Origin of the sequence: Synechococcus sp. 65AY6A5 (assembly GCF_002760415.1) — a bacterium.
Taxonomy (GTDB): Bacteria; Cyanobacteriota; Cyanobacteriia; order Thermostichales; family Thermostichaceae; genus Thermostichus.
The window spans coordinates 1225968-1243011 of record NZ_AXUW01000001.1; the positions used below are offsets into that span (position 1 = coordinate 1225968).

The 17044-nt window shown below is 61.2% G+C and carries 18 protein-coding genes and 1 CRISPR repeat array; of the genes, 9 read left to right on the plus strand and 9 right to left on the minus strand.

Going from position 1 to position 17044, the window contains the following annotated elements:
* The 5 genes from SYN65AY6A5_RS05905 to SYN65AY6A5_RS05930 all read right to left on the minus strand — a co-directional run.
* The coding region (locus SYN65AY6A5_RS05905) for a helix-turn-helix domain-containing protein (protein ID WP_143597141.1) at positions 1–191 on the minus strand (191 nt) is incomplete at its 3' end.
* 628 nt (positions 192–819) lie between these two features.
* Positions 820–1164, minus strand: a complete 345-nt coding sequence (locus SYN65AY6A5_RS05915; RefSeq protein WP_011429997.1) for a metalloregulator ArsR/SmtB family transcription factor — start codon at positions 1162–1164, stop codon at positions 820–822.
* A 131-nt stretch (positions 1165–1295) separates the two neighbouring features.
* Positions 1296–1607 carry an antibiotic biosynthesis monooxygenase gene (locus tag SYN65AY6A5_RS05920; RefSeq protein WP_099812213.1) on the minus strand — a complete coding sequence of 104 codons (312 nt, stop codon included), beginning with the start codon at positions 1605–1607 and terminating at the stop codon, positions 1296–1298.
* Between the two features lie 3 nt (positions 1608–1610).
* Positions 1611–2357 (minus strand): phosphoadenylyl-sulfate reductase, encoded by a 747-nt coding sequence (locus SYN65AY6A5_RS05925; protein WP_011429995.1) that lies wholly within the window; start codon positions 2355–2357, stop codon positions 1611–1613.
* Between the two features lie 75 nt (positions 2358–2432).
* A complete protein-coding gene (locus SYN65AY6A5_RS05930; protein WP_011429994.1) occupies positions 2433–3356 on the minus strand; it encodes a metallophosphoesterase in 924 nt (307 codons plus the stop codon).
* 263 nt (positions 3357–3619) lie between these two features.
* Between SYN65AY6A5_RS05930 and SYN65AY6A5_RS05935 the strand changes: the two genes are divergently transcribed.
* Positions 3620–3787: a hypothetical protein gene (locus tag SYN65AY6A5_RS05935; protein WP_083759159.1), complete on the plus strand. Its 168-nt coding sequence runs from the start codon at positions 3620–3622 to the stop codon at positions 3785–3787.
* A gap of 113 nt (positions 3788–3900) precedes the next feature.
* Positions 3901–6129 carry a single-stranded-DNA-specific exonuclease RecJ gene (recJ, locus tag SYN65AY6A5_RS05940; RefSeq protein WP_099812214.1) on the plus strand — a complete coding sequence of 743 codons (2229 nt, stop codon included), beginning with the start codon at positions 3901–3903 and terminating at the stop codon, positions 6127–6129.
* 22 nt (positions 6130–6151) lie between these two features.
* Here the strand turns inward: recJ and SYN65AY6A5_RS05945 are convergent, their stop codons facing one another.
* Positions 6152–6466 (minus strand): hypothetical protein, encoded by a 315-nt coding sequence (locus tag SYN65AY6A5_RS05945; RefSeq protein ID WP_041438224.1) that lies wholly within the window; start codon positions 6464–6466, stop codon positions 6152–6154.
* Between the two features lie 512 nt (positions 6467–6978).
* Here SYN65AY6A5_RS05945 and SYN65AY6A5_RS05950 point away from each other — a divergent pair.
* On the plus strand, positions 6979–7470 hold the full coding sequence (locus SYN65AY6A5_RS05950) for a cytochrome c oxidase assembly factor Coa1 family protein (RefSeq protein WP_011429990.1): 492 nt from the start codon (positions 6979–6981) through the stop codon (positions 7468–7470).
* 80 nt (positions 7471–7550) lie between these two features.
* Entirely contained in the window at positions 7551–9071 is a 1521-nt protein-coding gene (locus SYN65AY6A5_RS05955) for a GTP-binding protein (protein WP_099812216.1), read from the plus strand.
* Here SYN65AY6A5_RS05955 and SYN65AY6A5_RS05960 read toward each other — a convergent pair.
* Complete coding sequence (locus SYN65AY6A5_RS05960) at positions 9068–9391, minus strand: hypothetical protein (protein WP_011429988.1); 324 nt, start codon at positions 9389–9391, stop codon at positions 9068–9070. The genes SYN65AY6A5_RS05955 and SYN65AY6A5_RS05960 overlap by 4 nt on opposite strands.
* Positions 9392–9535: 144 nt before the next feature.
* Here SYN65AY6A5_RS05960 and rpsN point away from each other — a divergent pair, with 144 nt between their 5' ends.
* The 4 genes from rpsN to SYN65AY6A5_RS05980 all read left to right on the plus strand — a co-directional run bounded on the left by rpsN (position 9536) and on the right by SYN65AY6A5_RS05980 (position 12492).
* Positions 9536–9841: a 30S ribosomal protein S14 gene (rpsN, locus tag SYN65AY6A5_RS05965; protein ID WP_011432985.1), complete on the plus strand. Its 306-nt coding sequence runs from the start codon at positions 9536–9538 to the stop codon at positions 9839–9841.
* A 57-nt stretch (positions 9842–9898) separates the two neighbouring features.
* Positions 9899–10531, plus strand: a complete 633-nt coding sequence (locus SYN65AY6A5_RS05970) for a ribonuclease D (RefSeq protein ID WP_099812217.1) — start codon at positions 9899–9901, stop codon at positions 10529–10531.
* A gap of 274 nt (positions 10532–10805) precedes the next feature.
* Positions 10806–11642 carry an ABC transporter ATP-binding protein gene (locus SYN65AY6A5_RS05975; protein ID WP_240527685.1) on the plus strand — a complete coding sequence of 279 codons (837 nt, stop codon included), beginning with the start codon at positions 10806–10808 and terminating at the stop codon, positions 11640–11642.
* 76 nt (positions 11643–11718) lie between these two features.
* Positions 11719–12492, plus strand: a complete 774-nt coding sequence (locus SYN65AY6A5_RS05980; protein ID WP_099812219.1) for an ABC transporter permease — start codon at positions 11719–11721, stop codon at positions 12490–12492.
* A 33-nt stretch (positions 12493–12525) separates the two neighbouring features.
* Here the strand turns inward: SYN65AY6A5_RS05980 and ald are convergent, their stop codons facing one another.
* Positions 12526–13614 (minus strand): alanine dehydrogenase, encoded by a 1089-nt coding sequence (gene ald / locus SYN65AY6A5_RS05985; protein WP_099884063.1) that lies wholly within the window; start codon positions 13612–13614, stop codon positions 12526–12528.
* A gap of 336 nt (positions 13615–13950) precedes the next feature.
* Positions 13951–14381: direct repeats of the CRISPR family, unit length 36 nt; unit sequence TTGATCCCTACCTTTTCCCCGCAAGGGGACGGAAAC.
* 424 nt (positions 14382–14805) lie between these two features.
* Between ald and SYN65AY6A5_RS14375 the strand changes: the two genes are divergently transcribed.
* Positions 14806–15525: a hypothetical protein gene (locus SYN65AY6A5_RS14375; RefSeq protein WP_240530994.1), complete on the plus strand. Its 720-nt coding sequence runs from the start codon at positions 14806–14808 to the stop codon at positions 15523–15525.
* Positions 15526–15671: 146 nt separating this feature from the next.
* Here the strand turns inward: SYN65AY6A5_RS14375 and SYN65AY6A5_RS05995 are convergent, their stop codons facing one another.
* Positions 15672–16889, minus strand: coding sequence for a pentapeptide repeat-containing protein (locus SYN65AY6A5_RS05995; RefSeq protein ID WP_099812221.1), 1218 nt, complete (start codon positions 16887–16889; stop codon positions 15672–15674).
* Positions 16890–17044 lie beyond the last annotated feature (155 nt).

Consider the following 17044-nt stretch of genomic DNA (forward strand, 5'->3'; position numbering starts at 1 on the left):
TCCAAAATGCCCACTCGCTTGGTGCCTGCTTTCTTAGGGGCTAAATCTTGAGTTTGTTGGTACTGACGCACCCAGCGGTGTACTGTTCTTTTGGTCACCATGAAGCGTTTAGCTACCTGGCGGATGGAGGTGTTACCTGCCTGGTAGGCTGCTACAACTCTTTGCCGCAAATCCAAAGAATGAGTCGGCATTCCTTTCTCTCCTTCCTCTTGAATACCTGTACCCTATTTTAAATTAAAAGGCTGTAACCAAAACTTTGTTTTCATTCCAACAGGTCGGTTCAAGGAGCGTATTGCGCAATTATGTCGGCATTATGGCATGGAGTTTATTGAGGTAGAGGAGGCGTACAGCTCGCAGGCAAGCTTCCTAGATGGAGATGAGCTACCTAATTCCTAATTATGGTGAAAAACCCGACGGGTGGAGACCCTCTGGGCTGAGGCGAATGCTGCCGCCAACCTGCTTAAGAAAGTCAGCAGAACCTTGGGGCTTTGCGTTAAGGAACTGTCTAGAGGCGCTTTGACAACGCCGTTGCGGGTTCTTTTGTGGACTGCGTAAGAATCCCCCGCCTTTAGGCGGTGGGAGTGTCAAGGTAGCTGTTCGCCGAGAGTGTCGGCAGACGGCTTCTCAGATGCGGAAACTTCTGGTCAGGTTTCACCAAGACAGGGTGGGGGGTGAATCTGAGGAGGAAGTATCTGCTGAGGCAGTTTGAGATTCCTTCACGTCAGCGGGCCGTAGGCCCTGTAGCGGGGGTTGTGGCGTCCCCCCCCCAGGGCTAGGGCGGCAGGGCAAGCAACCTGCGCCTCAATCGAGGATAAATACCTAGGGATCCTCCGCACAGGGAACGGCAACCTCAGAGGGCGCAGCTTGTCCTAGGCTATCCAAAAAATGCTGCAAGAGCTGAAAGCGAGGTGGGTTGAGGCTGTAGTAGATCCAGCGCCCCTGCTGGCGAGCGTTGACCAACTGCGCATCTCGCAAGGTCTTTAAGTGAAACGAGAGCTTGGATTGGCTTACCTGCAGCTTTTCGCAGAGATCGCAAACGCACAGCTCCCGCCCACGCAACAGTTGCAGCGCGCGCAGGCGAATCGGATCGGAGAGAGCGTGAAATCCCTCCCGTACCTGCTCACACAGCAAATCCTCCTCTACCTTGGCCAACCACGAAACCATCCTTCGACTAGGGTAGCAAGAGCTTTGCGCTCCCGTCGGCAAGCACTCCCCCCACCCCAGTTGCTCCTGGACTGGGAAGGCCGCCATTGCTTTGCAGCACCAGCGCAACCCTAGGCTCGCGCTGCCTCTGATCAGGTCAACCCCGGCAGCAGTTGGTAATGCAACACCTGCGGTGGCCGAGCAAAGTAGGGCTCGAGGAGGGCGCGCCAGCGGACAAAGTTTTCCGATTGGCGGAAGTTAACCAAATGGGCCTCCAGGGATCCCCAGTGTACCAGCAACAGGTATTGCTGAGGGTGCTCTAAACAGCGCTGCAGTTGGTGCTGCCGATAGCCATCGGTCTGTTGTAGGTAGACAAAGGCTTGCGCGATGGCAGCCTCAAAAGCGGCTTCAGAGCCGGGGCTGACTTCAAACTGAGCCACCTCTAGGACAGGCGAAGGGTTCATAGGCTAGGTGTGCAGGCCGCACTCGGTTTTGGCTGTGCCCTTCCAGCGGCCAGAGCGGGGATCCGCTCCCGGCTCCACCGGCGCCGTGCAGTGGATGCAGCCGATGCTGGGATAGTTGCGGTCGTGGAGGGGGTTGTAAGGGATCCCGTGGTCGAGGATGTACTTCCAGACTTGGCCGTTTGTCCAGTCGGCGAGCGGGTTGAGCTTGAGGCGGTTGCGCTTGCCATCCCACTGCACCTTGCCGATATCGGCGCGGGTGGGGGATTGCTCGCGGCGCATCCCCGTAATCCAGGTGGTGCAGTTGGCCAGGGCGCGATTCAGGGGCTCTACCTTGCGGAGGCTGCAGCAGAGGTCAGGGTTGGTGCGGTACAGCTCCGGCTCATATTGCGCCGCCTGCTCTTCGGGGGTGAGCAGCGGTTTGAAGATCTCCAGCTGCAAATGGGGGTAACGGGCCAACACCTGCTGCTGCAGTTGCAGGGTTTCCGGGAAGTGAAAATCGGTATCCAGGAAAAAGGCGCGCACCTGGGGGCGAATGGCCGTGAGCAGATCGATGAGAACCAGATCTTCCGGTCCAAAGCTGCAGGCCAGCACCAGCCCGTCCCCAAACTCCGCAACGGCCCAGGCCAGCAGGTCGCTCGCCGACAAAGGCTCAAATCGCTCGCTCAGAGAAGCTACCTGCGGCTGATACTGCTCTCGTAACGCCTGAGCCGCCAGCTCCCAGTGGCCGGAGGAAGAAAGGGTTGCAGTCATAGGGGGAAGACATCGAATCCAAGGCTCTTTGCCTTTTTAATCTACACTAATTCGGTCAAGGTTTAGGATTTTTGGCTACTGGGCAACGGCGGGCAGGGATCGAGATCCTTTGGCCCGCAGGGGGATTTGTCCCCAGCGATCCCGCCGAACTCCCATGACCAGGCCATGCCAGAGAGGTCTGGGATCCGGCTCCGGCAGGTGAACCCAGTGGTAGCGCAACACCCCTCGCCGTGGGTTGACGTCCAACTCAAACACGCGCAGAGCGGAGACCGGCCCCACCAGAGGCGGCGCTGTCAGGTAGGGGATTCCGTCCTGCACATAGACCTTCGGCACGTGCAGATGTCCACTCAACACTGCCACCACCCGCCCGTGGTCGGCCAAGAGGGTATGCAGAGCTACAGCTTGCTCGCTGCGAAGCCGGTACTTGCGGAACAAAACCGCATCCATTTGGGTGGGGGAGATAAAGGGAGGCTGATGGATGAGCAGGATCAGCCATTCCTCCGGCACCGCTTGTAGATGTTCGCCTAGCCAGCGCAGTTGCGCGGGGCGCAGCACGCCCTGGGGCAGAGGGAACTGGCCCAGGCTGGCATCGAGGGCAATCAAGCGGATCCCAGGCAGGGGGGAAAGGCTGTAATCGACATAGCCTGTGGGGGCAAGGGGCAACGGAAATTGACGTTGGCACCAGCGGATAAATTGCTCCCGGTTGAAGCGCCCCTCCCTCCCCAAGGTGTCGATATCGTGGTTGCCGAGGCTGAGGTAGTAGGGCACCCGCAGTTGGGCGAGGATCTCCTGGAACACCTCAAAGCTCTCCGGATCGGCTTGATCCACCAAATCGCCGGTGAACACCACAAAGTCCAGATCCGGCACTTGGTTGAGATGGGCAACGGCAGCTTCCAACTGGCGGCGGGGGGAATCGGACATCCACCAGCAGCGGCACCCTGTCTCCGGCATTAGGTGAACATCTGAGACTTGGGCAAAGCAAATCCTTTGGGTGGCCATCACCTAGGTACTTATTCACACCTCACGCCCGCATCATAGTCAATAACCGGCTAGAGGGCTATGGGCTTCTCTTAACCTCAGCCAGGATACCCTCACCCCCAGCCCCTCTCCCTTTGGGAGAGGGGAGTTGTGGTTGCTGCGATTTGGAATCGTCACAAATGAGTCTGATTCTTGTTCCGGCGCCGCTGCCGAGCAACTGCTAGGGTATAGCAACACGGATCTTCGACAAGAGGATCCCTCAGTTCAAGCAAGGAGAAAAAATCATGTCTGCTACCACCCTTGTTCGTTGCGCCTGTGACCACTGCAACTGCAGCTTCGAAAGCAGCCAAGGCTATCGCTACGAAGGCCAACTCTACTGCAGCCAAGCCTGTGCCACCCATGACCACGCCCACCCCTCCCCTTGCTGCGTGGCCTCTCACTGCTGTCAATAGCAGGTTGGCAGGGATCGCTCACCCCCGCTTTTGCTTTCCGGGATCCCAAGCTGCTTTTCTCCCTGAGCAGTTTTTGATAGGCTCCCAGGGAGTTTTATTCCTGTCGAGCTTGCATGGAATACCGCTGGGAGCTGCTGCCCACCCCGCCTCAATTTGATCCGGAGCTGAGCCGAGAGTACGGCAAGTATGCGGCCAAGGTGCTGGCTCTGCGGGGGTTGCACAGCCGAGAACAGGCGCGGGCTTTTGTCGATCCTAATCAGTATTCTCCCACGCCAGCGGGATCCCTGCCGGATCTGGAGCGGGCGGTGGCGCGGCTGTTGCAGGCAAGAAAAAGAGGAGAAACCCTCTGCATTTGGGGAGACTTCGACTGCGATGGCGTTACCGCCACCAGCCTCTTGCTCTCGGCGCTACAAACCTTGGGCTTCCGAGTCCAGTTCACTCTACCGCTGCGCAGCACCGAAGGGCATGGCTTGAACCCTCAGCGGCTGCAGCAGGTGCTGGATCAAGGCTGCCAGGTGCTCCTGACGGTGGATTGCGGCATAGGCAATGCTGCCGAGATTGCTCTGGCCCAAGCCCAAGGGGTGGACGTGATCGTGACGGATCACCACGCCCTGCCGGATCCCTTGCCCCCTGCCTATGCGGTGGTCAACCCGCTGCGCCTGCCAGAGGAACACCCGCTGCGCTTTCTGCCGGGGGTGGGGGTGGCCTACAAGCTGGCGGAGGCCCTCTACCAAGCGCTGGGGATCCCTGGTGTAGAAGAGTACCTGGATCTGGTGGCGGTGGGGATCGTGGCCGATGTGGCGGTGTTGCAGCGGGAGTGCCGCTACCTGGTGCAGCGGGGCCTGCCCGTGCTGGCCAACACCCAGCGTCCGGGGCTGCGGGCTCTTTTGGATTGGGTGAGCAACAGCCAATCCTCAGGAACGCCGACAGCCCAGGACATCGCCTTTCGCCTTGCCCCCAAGCTGAACGCCATTGGTCGCTGGGACGATGCCAGCCTAGCGGTGGAGCTGTTGACCACCTCGGATCCGCAGCGGGCCCAGACGCTGGTGGAGCATTTCGTTGCCCTCAATGAGGAGTGTCGGCAACTCACCCAACAGGTTCTGCAAGAGGCCAGCCAACAGGTGGAGAGCTTGGATCTGGCGCGGGAGCGGGCAATTGTTTTGGCCGGAAGCGGCTGGAATCCGGGGGTTTTGGGGATCGCCGCGGCGCGCTTGGCGGAGCAGTACGGTTGCCCGACGGTGTTGATTGCCAAAGACGAGAGGACGGGACGGGGCTATGGTTCGGGCCGCTCGATTCCGGGGGTGAACCTGGTGGAGGCCATCGAGGCTGTGCGTCCCCTCTTGCTGGGGGGAGGCGGCCACCCCATGGCCGCTGGGATCCAAGTGGATCTGTCCTGCCTGGCCGCCGTACAACTGGCTTTGCGGCGGGAGCTGGCCGCACGGGTCGGCCCGGATCGCCAAGCTCGCGCCTTGGCGGTGGAGATTGTTATCGATTGGGAGCGGTTGGCCTCTCAGGGCCGGGATGGGGTGGCAGAGCTGGACGAGGTGTATCGGCAGTTGCAGCTTCTGCAGCCCTTTGGCCACGGCAACCCCAACCCTGTCGTAGCCTTGATGAACGTTCGCCGCGGCAGCGTCAGGCTGAGGGCTTCCCAGAATGGCCGCCACCTGAAGTTTGAGCTGGGATCCCGTGCCCTCTGGTTTTGGGAAGCCGGCGAAGAGCTGGAGCGGTGGCAAGCATGCCAGGCCTTGGACATCGCCCTGCAGTTGGAAGCCGAGCAGCCCTGGCAGGGCAAAGTGCTGGCGGTGCGCCCCTCTGGCGACTGGCAGGCGCCCACCGTTTCCGCCCCCAGCCTTCGGATCCAGGATTACCGGCAACGCCCCCTGCCGGATTCCCTCCAAGAAGTCTTCCGCTACGATGGGCAGGCCCTTCCTCTCGAGCAAGACTTCCTCCCGTCGGCAAAAACAGCTCTGCTGCTGGCCCGCTGGCCCTGGCTGCCGGCAAATCTAGCCCAACTGCTGCAGCAGGTGCAGCCGCAAACGCTGATCCTGGCCGCTTCTGGTCATCACTGGAAGCGCCTCCCCCACCAAATCGCCCGACTCCAGGAATTGGGGCGGACGGGACAATGGGATCCCCATGTCCTGGCGGCGACAACCGGCTTGCCCTGGCAGTGGCTGGCGGAATTGGAGGGGCCGGAGCAGATCCCAACACGGCTGCTGGGCCGCATTCAAGAATCCCAAGCTTTTCACCGCTGGCTGGACGAAGCCAGCCCCACCCAGATCGCCCAGCTCTGTCAGCGGCTGCTGCGACCGGATCCCCTGCCGGCAGTTGTTTCTCCGAAGTAGAAGACGCCCCCCGGCACCACCATCAGCCAACTTTGGGATTGCGCACTACGCTTAGCCCTGCCGGCTGGAGTTGTGCCTCTTCGGCTCTGTCGGGCAGCGGGCGCAAGGGAGGGCCAAAGCGGCCAACGGCTATGGTGTTGTGCAAAGCCGGGATCCGGCGGATGGATCCCTGGCGTAGGCAGCGGTGCAGGCGGCGCAGCAGGAAGAGGTCAGCCTCGGAGCAATCCTCTTGGAAGACTTTGACGTTAAGTTCGTGTTCCTGAGCAGCGGTAAGCAGACCGGTCATCATGGCAGTTTGAATAATTTGCTGCACAATCGTGCTTTTGATCTCGCTCATGGTGGGGATGCTCTTGGATTGAGACTTTTCGCTGGTTTCATTCTCGGCAAGACCCTCTGAAATGGACTCCGCCGAATGGCGGATTGGATATACGCACTTTGCCGGCTTTTTCGCTGCCCAAGATCCCGGGCCTTTCACGGGTTTATAAGCTTCGACTTTGCTCAGATCCCATGCGGAGAGAAACCTAGGATCGGCGGTGCGTTAGACTTTCACGTCTAACTCGAAGCCGGAGCAGCAATTGGATACTTAGGGATCCCATTGATGGGGCAGTGCAAAATTAAACTTGCAAATGGCTTGTCTGAACTTGCTTAACTTGGCCGACATCCTATTTTTTCGAGCCACTGTCTGTAGTAATACGGAAACGAAGAGGCCTTGCAACTACCGACAAATGGCGTAGGCCTGTCCAGACTTTACTTTCTGCAATCCCTGCCAAGGGAGAGCTGGCTCCCCCCTCAGGGGGCAGCGCAGCCGTTCTGTGTTAGTTTGGGGGCGTCCTACTTCTGCGATTGGCTGTGTCGGAAAGCCCCCAAAAAGTCGGCTGTGCCGCCCCTTTGGGCTGCTGTGGATGCGGCTGTCTGGGCCTGCTGGCGGTGCTGGGCTTGGGGCTGGCGGGGGCAGGGATCCTGGTCTGGAATGGGATCCGGGCTTCAGGCGCCTATCGCACCTACCAGTTGGCGGTGGAGCGGCTCGAACAGACTGCGGTGGTGGTGGAGCGGCTGGGGGATCCCCTGCGTCCGGGCTGGCCCTCGCGGCTGCGCTTTCAAGAGGATGAGCAAGCCGGCTGGGCCTGTCTGTCCTTTTTGATCACGGGATCCCGGCGCACCGGCGAGGTGGCTGTGGAGTCGGAGCGGGGGGTGGCCGGCTCAGCCTGGCAGTTGCGCCATCTGCAGGTGAAAGTGGATGGGGATCCACAGGCCATACAGATCCTGAAAGGGGAGGGGGGATCCCGCTGTGAACAAGAGGAGCCGGCTGCAGGGGCAGTGCTGCCGACAGGCGAGATCTGAGTAGTTGGACATGCTTAGCCGCGGGTAAAGTCAAAAGGACTCCGTCCCGCTGACGCGAACGGTTGTGGCCCTGGATCCCTATGCGAACAGTTCCCTATCTGCGCTTGCTGCTGCTGTTGGCGCTGTTGGCCTCGTTCGCGGGCCTGATCGTCTGGCTGATCCAATCGTTTTTGGATCTGTACTACGCCACCCGCTACCACCCGATTTTGGGGGGGCTGTTGATCGGGGTGCTGGTGTTGCTGCTGCTGGTGTTTTTGGCCGCTTCCATCTACTACTTGTTTCTGTTCCGCCCCGCCCCTAAAACCGAGAGGCTTCCCAGGCCAGCTCCCCCGGCAACTCCTGCCGAGAAGTGGGAGGCAGCCCGGCGCAACCTGGCGCAACTAGAAGCTCAGATGGCGCAGATCCAGGATCAGGTGGCGCGGGCGGCGCTGGCGGAACGGTCGGCCCGGCTGGCCCAACAGTTGGCCCAGCCGCAACTGAAGGTGGTGGTTTTCGGCACCGGATCGGCGGGCAAAACCTCGCTGGTGAACGCGCTGCTGGGGCGGCGGGTGGGGGCGGTGGGGGCAACGCTGGGCACCACGCAGGCGGTGGCGGTTTACGATTGGGACCTGCCCGGGATCCCCCACCCGGTGCAGATCGTGGACTGTCCGGGCATTTTGGAGATCGGGCCGGCAGGGGCGATGCGGGAAGAGGAGGCGCAGGCCCAGGCCCAAGCTGCCGATCTGCTGCTGGTGGTGGTGGACGGGGATCTGCGCCGGTCGGAGGTGGATCCCTTGCGTCGGTTGATCGCCCTGGGCAAGCGGGCTCTGCTGGTGCTCAACAAAATCGACCGTTACACCCCCGAAGAACGGCGGCTCCTGCTGCAACGGCTGCGGGAACGGGTTTACCCCTTGATCCAACCGGAAGATGTGCTGCCGGCCGCCGCTGCTCCAGCCCCTGTACAGGTGGGATCCCAAACCTGGCAGCCGGAACCGGAGGTGGCGGTGGTGCGGGATCGCGTCCAGGCGGTGCTCTACGCCGAGGGGGGATCCCTGGCGTTGGACAATGCCCTGCTGCAATCCCAGCAACTGGGCGAAGAGGCCAAGCGGATCATCCAGGCGCAGTTGCGCCGCCAGGCGGAGGAGGTGATCGACCGCTTTCAGTGGATCGTGACCGGCGTGGTCTTTGCCAACCCCATCCCGGCGCTGGATCTGCTGGCCATTGCCGCCATCAACGCCCAGATGGTGGTGGAGCTGGGATCCCTCTACGGCTGCAAGATGAACCTGCAGCAGGGGCGGGAGCTGGCCCTGTCGCTGGCCAAGACCCTGGCCGGCCTGGGGCTGGTGGAGGGGGCGCTCCAACTGACCACCGGGCTCCTGGCCACCGTGGCTGAGGTGAGCGTGGTTGGCTTTTTGGCGACAGCCCCCATCCAGGCGGCCAGCGCCGGCTATCTCACCCGCATTGCCGGCAAAAGCTTCATCGAGTATTTCCAGCGCAACCAAAGCTGGGGGGAAGGGGGGATGCAGGCAGTGGTCAAGGCCCAGGTGGAGAGCGCCCAAAAATCGGGCTGGCTCAAGGAGTTTGTCCGCCAGGCCTCAGAACGGGTTTTTCGCCTGCGCTAGTCCTTGTTGGTGGCCTCGACAGCAATGTCCGTCGGCATGAAGGCCAGCTCCATCTGCGCCACGTAGTCGGCGTAGCTGAGGGCGGGCACATCGTCCCATTCCGCCAGGCCGTGCATCCGCTTCGACCACTCGATAAAGGGGGCAGGGTAGGCGTAGGTCAAGCTGGGATCCGCCAGCACCTCTTTGGGCAGCGGCGGAACCGACTTGAGCACGGCCAGCAACGCCGGCGGTCTGTAAATGACCACGCGGGCGGCTTCGATCTGCTCCGGGGAAACCTTGAACTTGGCAGCGATGAACGAAATTACTTTGGAAAGGGCCATCCCCCACCCTCAACTTGGCCTGTACAGCTAGATCGCCGCAAGGGCAAGCAGTCGACCACGGGAATCCCACCGGGGATCCCTTGCTGCAGATTGTTGTTGCCCGCTATCCTAGTAAAGCCGAAAAATTGGGGAAACAGGTGAGCCGTGGCTAAAAAAAGCATGATCGAGCGGGAGAAAAAGCGCCAACGCTTGGTCGAAAAATACCGGGAGAAGCGCCAACAACTCAAGGCGGCCATGGCCGATCCCAACATCGACCAGGCCACCCGCATGGAGCTGCACGCCCAACTGCAAAAACTCCCTCGGGCCAGCTCGCCCACCCGCCTGCGCAACCGCTGCTGGAAAACCGGGCGTCCCCGGGGTTACTTCCGCGATTTCGGCCTGTGCCGCAACAGCCTGCGGGAAATGGCCCACAGAGGCTTATTGCCAGGTGTGGTCAAGTCTAGCTGGTAGCTACCCGACCTTCGCCGCTTGGTTGAACGGCCAAAACATCCTTTTGAGAGATCGTGAGTGGGCCTGCAACCTTTCCAGCTCTGTGACGAAGATCTCACCCCTGCAGTGGCAAAAGCCCTGGCCGGGGAACCCCACTTGGCCGTGGATACGGAGACGATGGGGTTGATCCCGCAGCGGGACAGGCTCTGCGTGGTGCAAATCGCCAACCCTGCCGGCGAGGTGGTGTTGTTGCGGTTGAGCCGTGGAGTAAAGCAGGCTCCCCTTCTGGCGGGGCTGCTGACGGATCCCAACATTGAAAAGATTTTCCACTACGCCCGCTTTGACCTGGCGATGCTGCGCTATCACCTGGGGATCCGGGCGTGGCCCGTCTTTTGCACCAAAATTGCCAGCAAACTGGCCCGCACCTACACCAGCAAACACAGCCTCAAAGATGTGGTGAGCGAGCTGTGCGGGGTGGAGCTGAATAAAACTGCCCAGAGCTCCGACTGGGGAAACGTCCAGGCCCTCTCGCCGGAGCAGTTGGAGTACGCGGCCAACGATGTTCGTTACTTGATCCCGGTGCGCCACAAGTTGGCGGAGATGTTACGGCGGGAAGAACGCTGGGAGTTGGCGCAGCAGTGTTTCCAACATTTGCCTACTTTGGTAGAGCTGGATCTGTTGGGCTTCAGTAACGTCTTCGAACATCAGTAGGCGGGGCTTTACTTGATAGACAGTCACTGTCTTCGATGACCGGGCCCTCGGGGATCCCACATCTCCTGAAGCTGAACATGGGGGGACCTCACCGGCCCACAAAGTATCTGGCAACACAGCTGGCTGCCCCTCTCTCTGATGTAGTGGGGATGGGGTTGGCCATACCAATCGAGATAAACCGGCCTGCAACCCTCATTGCTCCCGCCATCATCTGTCTGGATCAGGGGGATCAGCCCTCACTTGGGCCACTATGAAAATCATTGGAGTTGAGTCAATGTTGGAGTCGCAGAGGGTAGTTCAAAGTGGGTTATCTTCCCCCGCTGTTTCGGGCAAGCCCGTTCTGGAGTTGCGCCACGTCTCGCTGCAGTACCCCACCAAGGGATCCCCAATCACGATCATCCGCGACGTCAGCTTTTCTGTTGCCCACTCGGAGTTTGTCTCCATTGTTGGGCCGAGCGGCTGTGGCAAGACTTCTCTTTTGAAGATGATGGCCGGCCTGAACACTGACCATGGCGGCACCCTCTACTTTCAGTTGCAGCCCATCGCCGGCCCCCTGAAGAGTGTGGGCATGGCCTTTCAAAACCCGGTGCTGCTGCCCTGGCGCACAACCCTGGAGAACGTGTTGCTGCCGTTGGAGGTGGTAGAGCCCTACAAGCGCACCTTCAAGCAAAACCTGGCCCAGCACGAGAAGTCGGCGCTGGAGCTGCTGGCCACCGTGGGCTTGGAGGGTTTTCAGAAAGCCTATCCTTGGCAGCTTTCTGGGGGAATGCGGCAGCGGGCTTCCCTGTGCCGCGCTTTGATCCATCAGCCGGAGCTGTTGTTGTTGGACGAACCTTTTGCCGCTTTGGATGCCTTTACCCGCGAGGATATGTGGGAAATGTTGCAGCGGCTGTGGCTGCGCACCGGCTGCACCGCCATTTTGATCACTCACGATTTGCGGGAGGCGGTTTTCCTCTCCGATACCATTTATGTGATGGGGCCACGACCGAGCGAGATCATCTTTTCCCTCAAAGTGGATCTGCCCCGTCCACGCCCGCTGGAGATCTGCCTGACGGACGAGTTTCACCGCTTGGTCTCGGAAGTGCGCCAGCACATTCGGCGCAGATATTAGGCCAAAGAGCCCTTGATCCAAAAAATCTGGAAAGGTTTGCTGGACAGGTTACCGCGCATTTCTGCCGAGGGATCCCATGAAAAAATCATTTGACCGATTTTTGCAGACCCAAACGGCTTCTGTGGTCTTGCCCGCTGTCACCATCGTTTTGACCCTTGTGCTCTGGCAGGTGGGGGTGGGGCTGTTCAACGTTCCTCGCTTCATTCTGCCGGCGCCCACCCAGATCCTCGCAGCCATGAACCAGTGGAGCCCGGTGATTCTGCGTCACTCCCTAACCACCCTCACTTCGACGCTGCTGGCCTTTGCGCTGGCTTTGGTGGGGGGGATATTGCTGGGATCGATCATCGGCAGCTCCCGCCTGGCCCATCTGTGTTTGTACCCGCTGCTGGTGGGGTTTAACACCATCCCAAAGGTGGCTTTGGTGCCACTGCTGGCGATTTGGTTTGGCTTGGGCACGATCCCGGCGGTGATCACGGCCTTTTTGCTGGCCTTTTTCCCCATTGCAGTCAATGTGGCGGTGGGGCTGGAGACGGTGGAAGCCGAGATGCGAGATGTGCTGCGCTCGCTGGGGGCCAGCTCTTGGGAGATCTTCACCAAGGTGGGGCTACCCCACAGCATGCCCTACCTGTTTGCCTCGTTGAAAGTGGCCATCTCCTTTGCTTTTGTCGGCTCGGTGATCTCGGAGACGGTGGCTTCCAACCAGGGGCTGGGCTACCTGATCGTGTCGGCCAGTTCTTCTTTTGATGTGCCTTTGGCCTTTGCGGGTTTGGTTGCCCTCGGCATTATGGGCATTTTGCTCTACACCTTTTTTGCGGCTCTGGAGCGCTATGTCCTGTCCTGGCGACAGTAGCATCTCTCCCCAGGGAGCCAACCCCTGCCTGAGCTAGCCCAGGTCTGGAAAGGTGGCTCGCACCGCCGGGTGGATGAGCTTGCCTGCCCTGACGTTTAGCCCTTTGGCCAAGGCTGGGTCTTGTTCCAAAGCAGCGGCCAGGCCAAGGTTGGCCAGCTTGAGGATGTAGGGGAGAGTGGCGTTGACCAGCGCTTGGGTCGAAGTCCAGGGGACAGCCCCCGGCATGTTGGGAACGCCGTAGTGCAACACCCCGTGGGCTTCGTAAACCGGCTGGGCATGGGTGGTGGCCTTGGTGGTGGCGATGCACCCCCCCTGATCCACCGCCACATCCACAATGAGGGAGCGAGGACGCATTTGGGCCACCAACTCTTCTCCCACCAAGACCGGCGCCCGCCTTCCCGGCACCAGCACTGCCCCCACCAGCAGGTCGGCCTCGCGAACACACTCTTCCACGCTTTGGGCCGTGCTGTAGAGCAGCTCTACCCGCGAGCCAAAAATCAGCTCCAGCTCGTTCAGCCGCTGCAGGTTAATGTCCAAAATCTGCACCCGTGCCCCCAAGCCTACGGCCATTTTGGCCGCCTCAGTGCCCACGGTTCCCCCGCCCAGGATCACCACCCGCCCCGGCGGCACGCCTGGGATCCCGCCCAGCAGCACGCCTCGCCCCCCCTGCTGGCGAGTCAGGTAGTGGGCGCCCAATTGCACCGACAGCCGCCCGGCAATCATGCTCATGGGCATCAAGAGGGGCAGGGATCCATCTGCCAATTCCACCGTTTCATAGGCAAGGCAGGTGGCCCCCGACTGCAACAGCGCCTGGGTCAGCTCGCGGCTGGCGGCCAAGTGCAAATAGGTGAACAGAATAAGGTCGGGATGGAGCAGAGAATACTCAGCCGGCAGGGGCTCCTTGACCTTCACCACCAACTGCTGCTGGTAGATCTCCTCAGGGGTGGCGGCCAGTTTGGCCCCCGCTTTTTGGTAGTCCTCGTCGCTAAATCCCGCCCCCTGGCCTGCTTGGGTTTCCACCCACACCTGGTGCCCCTGCTCCGTCAGAGCCCGCACCGCCGCCGGCGTCAGGCCAACGCGAAACTCCTGCTCCTTGATCTCTTTGGGCACACCAATGCGCATAGGGATCCCCATAGGGCTGTCTTCCAGTCTAGACAGACCAGCGCTGGGATGGGATCCCTGGCCGACGGGGGGCGGCAGGAATTGTAAAGTTTTGTGCGCAATCTGTCGGGGCGAGCCGTTGTTAGCTTTCCCCTGGCAACACCAGGCTTTAAGAGGAATCTAGAACTGCTTGCCCAAATTGACCCAAAAACGTGACATAATGCCCTCAAAACAGCGAATTTCCCGACTTGCGCTTATCCGGCGAAGCAGTGTTAATATCTGTTTCGGGAAGTCTCCGTACTCCCTCGCAAACGCACCTTGAAAACCTTATGGATTCAGCCTTTTCCGGGGGTAGGATTGATCCCTACCTTTTCCCCGCAAGGGGACGGAAACCAGTGGGCTTCACCCCAAATTCTTTGAGCTGCCGCCGCAACGCAGCGTTGATCCCTACCTTTTCCCCGCAAGGGGACGGAAACTCTCTCAACTCGTGTTCTACTGTCAGTAACTCAAGTAATGTTGATCCCTACCTTTTCCCCGCAAGGGGACGGAAACACCCAATCTGGGTGGGCCTCGATGAAGTGGTCAGAAGTTGATCCCTACCTTTTCCCCGCAAGGGGACGGAAACGACGCCATCCAAATGGACATGGCGTCGGATTTATCGGCAGTTGATCCCTACCTTTTCCCCGCAAGGGGACGGAAACTATAGGGATCCGGTGGATCCCTGGTTAGGTCGGGGGTTGCTCTGCCCAGAAGGGATCCCTAGCGCAGGAAGCGGGCCAACAGCAGCAGGCCGAGGCCGCCGAAGAGGATGTTGAAGCTCCAGGCTGCCGCCCAGGGGGGAAGGGCTCCTGCTTCGCCCAGGCTGCGAGACACACTCAGCACCACGTAGTAGGCAAACACCAACAGGATCCCGAAGACGACACCCCCATAGCGGCCCACCCGCCGCGCAGTGGTGGATCCCAGGGGAAGGGAGATCAAGACGGCAAAAAAGCTGGCCAAGGGCAGGGAAAAGCGCATGTGGAACTCGGTGCGCAGGGGCTGGGTATTGAGGTTGGAGCGGGCCAGGCGGGAGATGCGCTCCGCCAGCTCCGGCAGGCTCAGCTCGTTGGGCGGAACCGGCGGCTGCATCAGGGCGGCCAGATCTTGGGAGACCTCTAGCGGCTTGCGGTCGAAGGGCTCTTCGGCCAGGCTGAGGCCGTCAGGGCCGTAGCGGTGGGTCACCCCTTCGCTGAGGGTCCAGTCCAGGCCATTCCACACCGCCTGGGCCGCCAGGGTCACCTCTGCCAACTGGTACTTGCCCCCCGGCAAGGGATCCACCTGCAAGATGGTGACATCCTGCATGGTGTTCAGCCGCGGATCCACCTGGCGGATGAAAAACCAGAGGTTGTCTTCCGTCCCGCCAACCCGGGCGGTTCTGAAAAAGACGTCGTATTGCACCGGGGTGGTGGCCCGGGCCAGGAGCGCCTGCTGGTCGATCTGGCGGATTTCTCGTTTGCTGGCCGGCAGGAGCACGTTGCTGATCCAAAAAGCGCTCAGGCTCATGAGCAGCCCCACCAGCAACAGGGGACGAAAAATGCGCGTAAACGGGATCCCGGCTGCCCGCATGGCGGTAATCTCGCTGTTGCCGCTCAGCTTGCCCAAGGTGAGCATGGTGGCAAAAAAAGCGGCGATGGGCATGCCCAGCAGCACCATCTCCGGCAGATCCAAAATGAGAAGGCGCAACACCGTCAGGGGCGGCACGGATCCCTCGACCAGCCGCTCGGCCAAGGTAAAGAGCCGGCCTGCCAAAAGCAGCAGGGTTCCCCCAGCTATACCGGCCAGCACCGGCGTGAGCATCTGCCCAAACAGGTAGCGCTCCAGCAGCCAGAACTTGGTGAGCAAGCGGGCCATGTCCAACAATTGAGGGATTGGGGCTATTTCAGGCTAGCTTGAACGGTTCTCCGGCAGGCCCTCACCCCCAGCCCCTCTCCCAGAGGGAGAGGGGAGCTGGGATCAACTCACAAGCTGTTTCATGGCTGTTTGCCATGACCATGGCAGCGCTGGCGTTGAACCCAGGTTTGCCGGCCATTGGCTCTGGATCAAGGCCTCCGGGAGGCCGGCGGCTCGGCAGGAGGGGGTAAGGGCTCGGTTTCGCCGCCGGGATCCAAACGGCTGGCCGAGGAGTTGAGGGGAAGCGGGGGCTCAGGATCCAGCTTGGCTCCCCAGGCGGCCAGGTAGGCTCTTTGTTCGGGGGAAAGGCGACGCACCCGGCGAAAGTCCGCGCCGGCCACGATGGCGCCGGCGTAGGCCCCGCTTTTAAAATCGGGCTTTTTTCCTGGCTGAGCCGGAGAAGCCGTCTGCAGGGATCCCACAAACAAGAGGGCGCGGTAGAGATCGGCGCCGCGCAGGTCGGCATTGCGCAGGTTGGCCCCGCAGAGGTTGGTGTGGCTGAGGTCGCAATCCCGCAGGTTGGCTCTTTCCAGGCTGGCCTCGCTGAAGTCCACCCCCCGCAGCAGGGTGCCATGCAGGTCGGCCCCTTCCAGCATGGTGCCCAGATTCACCACCCGGATCCCGTTGAGGCGATCCCGCTGGTAGCCGCCTTTGCCGTCCAGGATGGGCCGGCCCAGGTGTTCGTCGCGGCGCAGGGGGCTAAGCAAGTTAGCGGTGGAGAGGAAGCGCAGGATCTTGGCTTTGCCAAAGCGATCCACGCCGTTGAGGAGCGCCGCCGTGCGCCCGGCCGCAATGGCCCGCTCCAGGGGCCAGTCGTCCAACTGCCCGTCAGGGGAGAGAACCAGGTTGGAGATGCCCTCGAAGTAGGCGTCGATGGTCTGCTGCTGGGTGATGATGTTCTGCTGGATGGTGAGGTCGCGGGAGATGACGTACTGCCGCCAGGCGATGTAGGCGGCCAGGAGGGCGATCAGGATCTGACCTGTAGCCCCGAACACCTCGCCCAAAGCCCCGATGGCCTCCCAGCTCAGGGATCCCAGGGCCGAGGAGGCTCCACTCCAGACCAATCCTCCCATCACCGCCAAGCCGAGAGCTGCTGCCGCCCACCCCAGGCTGGGCCAGGTGGTCAGCCACTGCCAGAGGTCGCGCCCGATCTGCACCCAGAGCGGCTGCCCCCACCAGCCGGCCAGGCCCAGCCAAGCCAGCACCGCCCCCCAGCCCAGGGCCGGCTGCCCTGCCCACTGGCCCAGCAGCAGCAGCAGGGCTGGGATCCCCAACAACAGCAGGTTGAGCAGGGGGCGCCCAGACGAGAGGGAAGCCAGCGGCAACTCTTGGGAGGAGCCTTCGCGGGCAAGGGCTTCGTCGGTCATGGCAAGGGTATACTCTAGGGGTAGCGTTGGATCTACAAAAAGAAGCCTGCATCAGTCCGTATTTGGAGTTGGGGAAGAGGGCAGGATCCTGCCTGTCAGGTTTGGTAGGATAGCCTCGACCCTCCTTCTTTCTCTGGCCCAGCCTGGTGTGGGGA

Coding starts and splice junctions, on each gene's coding strand:
- SYN65AY6A5_RS05915 (WP_011429997.1), bottom strand. CDS start 1,164: ATGGTTTCGTGGTTGGCCAAGGTAGAGGAGGATTTGCTGTGTGAGCAG.
- SYN65AY6A5_RS05975 (WP_240527685.1), top strand. CDS start 10,806: ATGTTGGAGTCGCAGAGGGTAGTTCAAAGTGGGTTATCTTCCCCCGCT.
- SYN65AY6A5_RS05995 (WP_099812221.1), bottom strand. CDS start 16,889: ATGACCGACGAAGCCCTTGCCCGCGAAGGCTCCTCCCAAGAGTTGCCG.
- SYN65AY6A5_RS05935 (WP_083759159.1), top strand. CDS start 3,620: ATGTCTGCTACCACCCTTGTTCGTTGCGCCTGTGACCACTGCAACTGC.
- SYN65AY6A5_RS05955 (WP_099812216.1), top strand. CDS start 7,551: ATGCGAACAGTTCCCTATCTGCGCTTGCTGCTGCTGTTGGCGCTGTTG.
- SYN65AY6A5_RS05980 (WP_099812219.1), top strand. CDS start 11,719: ATGAAAAAATCATTTGACCGATTTTTGCAGACCCAAACGGCTTCTGTG.
- SYN65AY6A5_RS05920 (WP_099812213.1), bottom strand. CDS start 1,607: ATGAACCCTTCGCCTGTCCTAGAGGTGGCTCAGTTTGAAGTCAGCCCC.
- SYN65AY6A5_RS05960 (WP_011429988.1), bottom strand. CDS start 9,391: ATGGCCCTTTCCAAAGTAATTTCGTTCATCGCTGCCAAGTTCAAGGTT.
- recJ (WP_099812214.1), top strand. CDS start 3,901: ATGGAATACCGCTGGGAGCTGCTGCCCACCCCGCCTCAATTTGATCCG.
- ald (WP_099884063.1), bottom strand. CDS start 13,614: ATGCGCATTGGTGTGCCCAAAGAGATCAAGGAGCAGGAGTTTCGCGTT.
- SYN65AY6A5_RS05925 (WP_011429995.1), bottom strand. CDS start 2,357: ATGACTGCAACCCTTTCTTCCTCCGGCCACTGGGAGCTGGCGGCTCAG.
- SYN65AY6A5_RS05945 (WP_041438224.1), bottom strand. CDS start 6,466: ATGAGCGAGATCAAAAGCACGATTGTGCAGCAAATTATTCAAACTGCC.
- SYN65AY6A5_RS05930 (WP_011429994.1), bottom strand. CDS start 3,356: ATGGCCACCCAAAGGATTTGCTTTGCCCAAGTCTCAGATGTTCACCTA.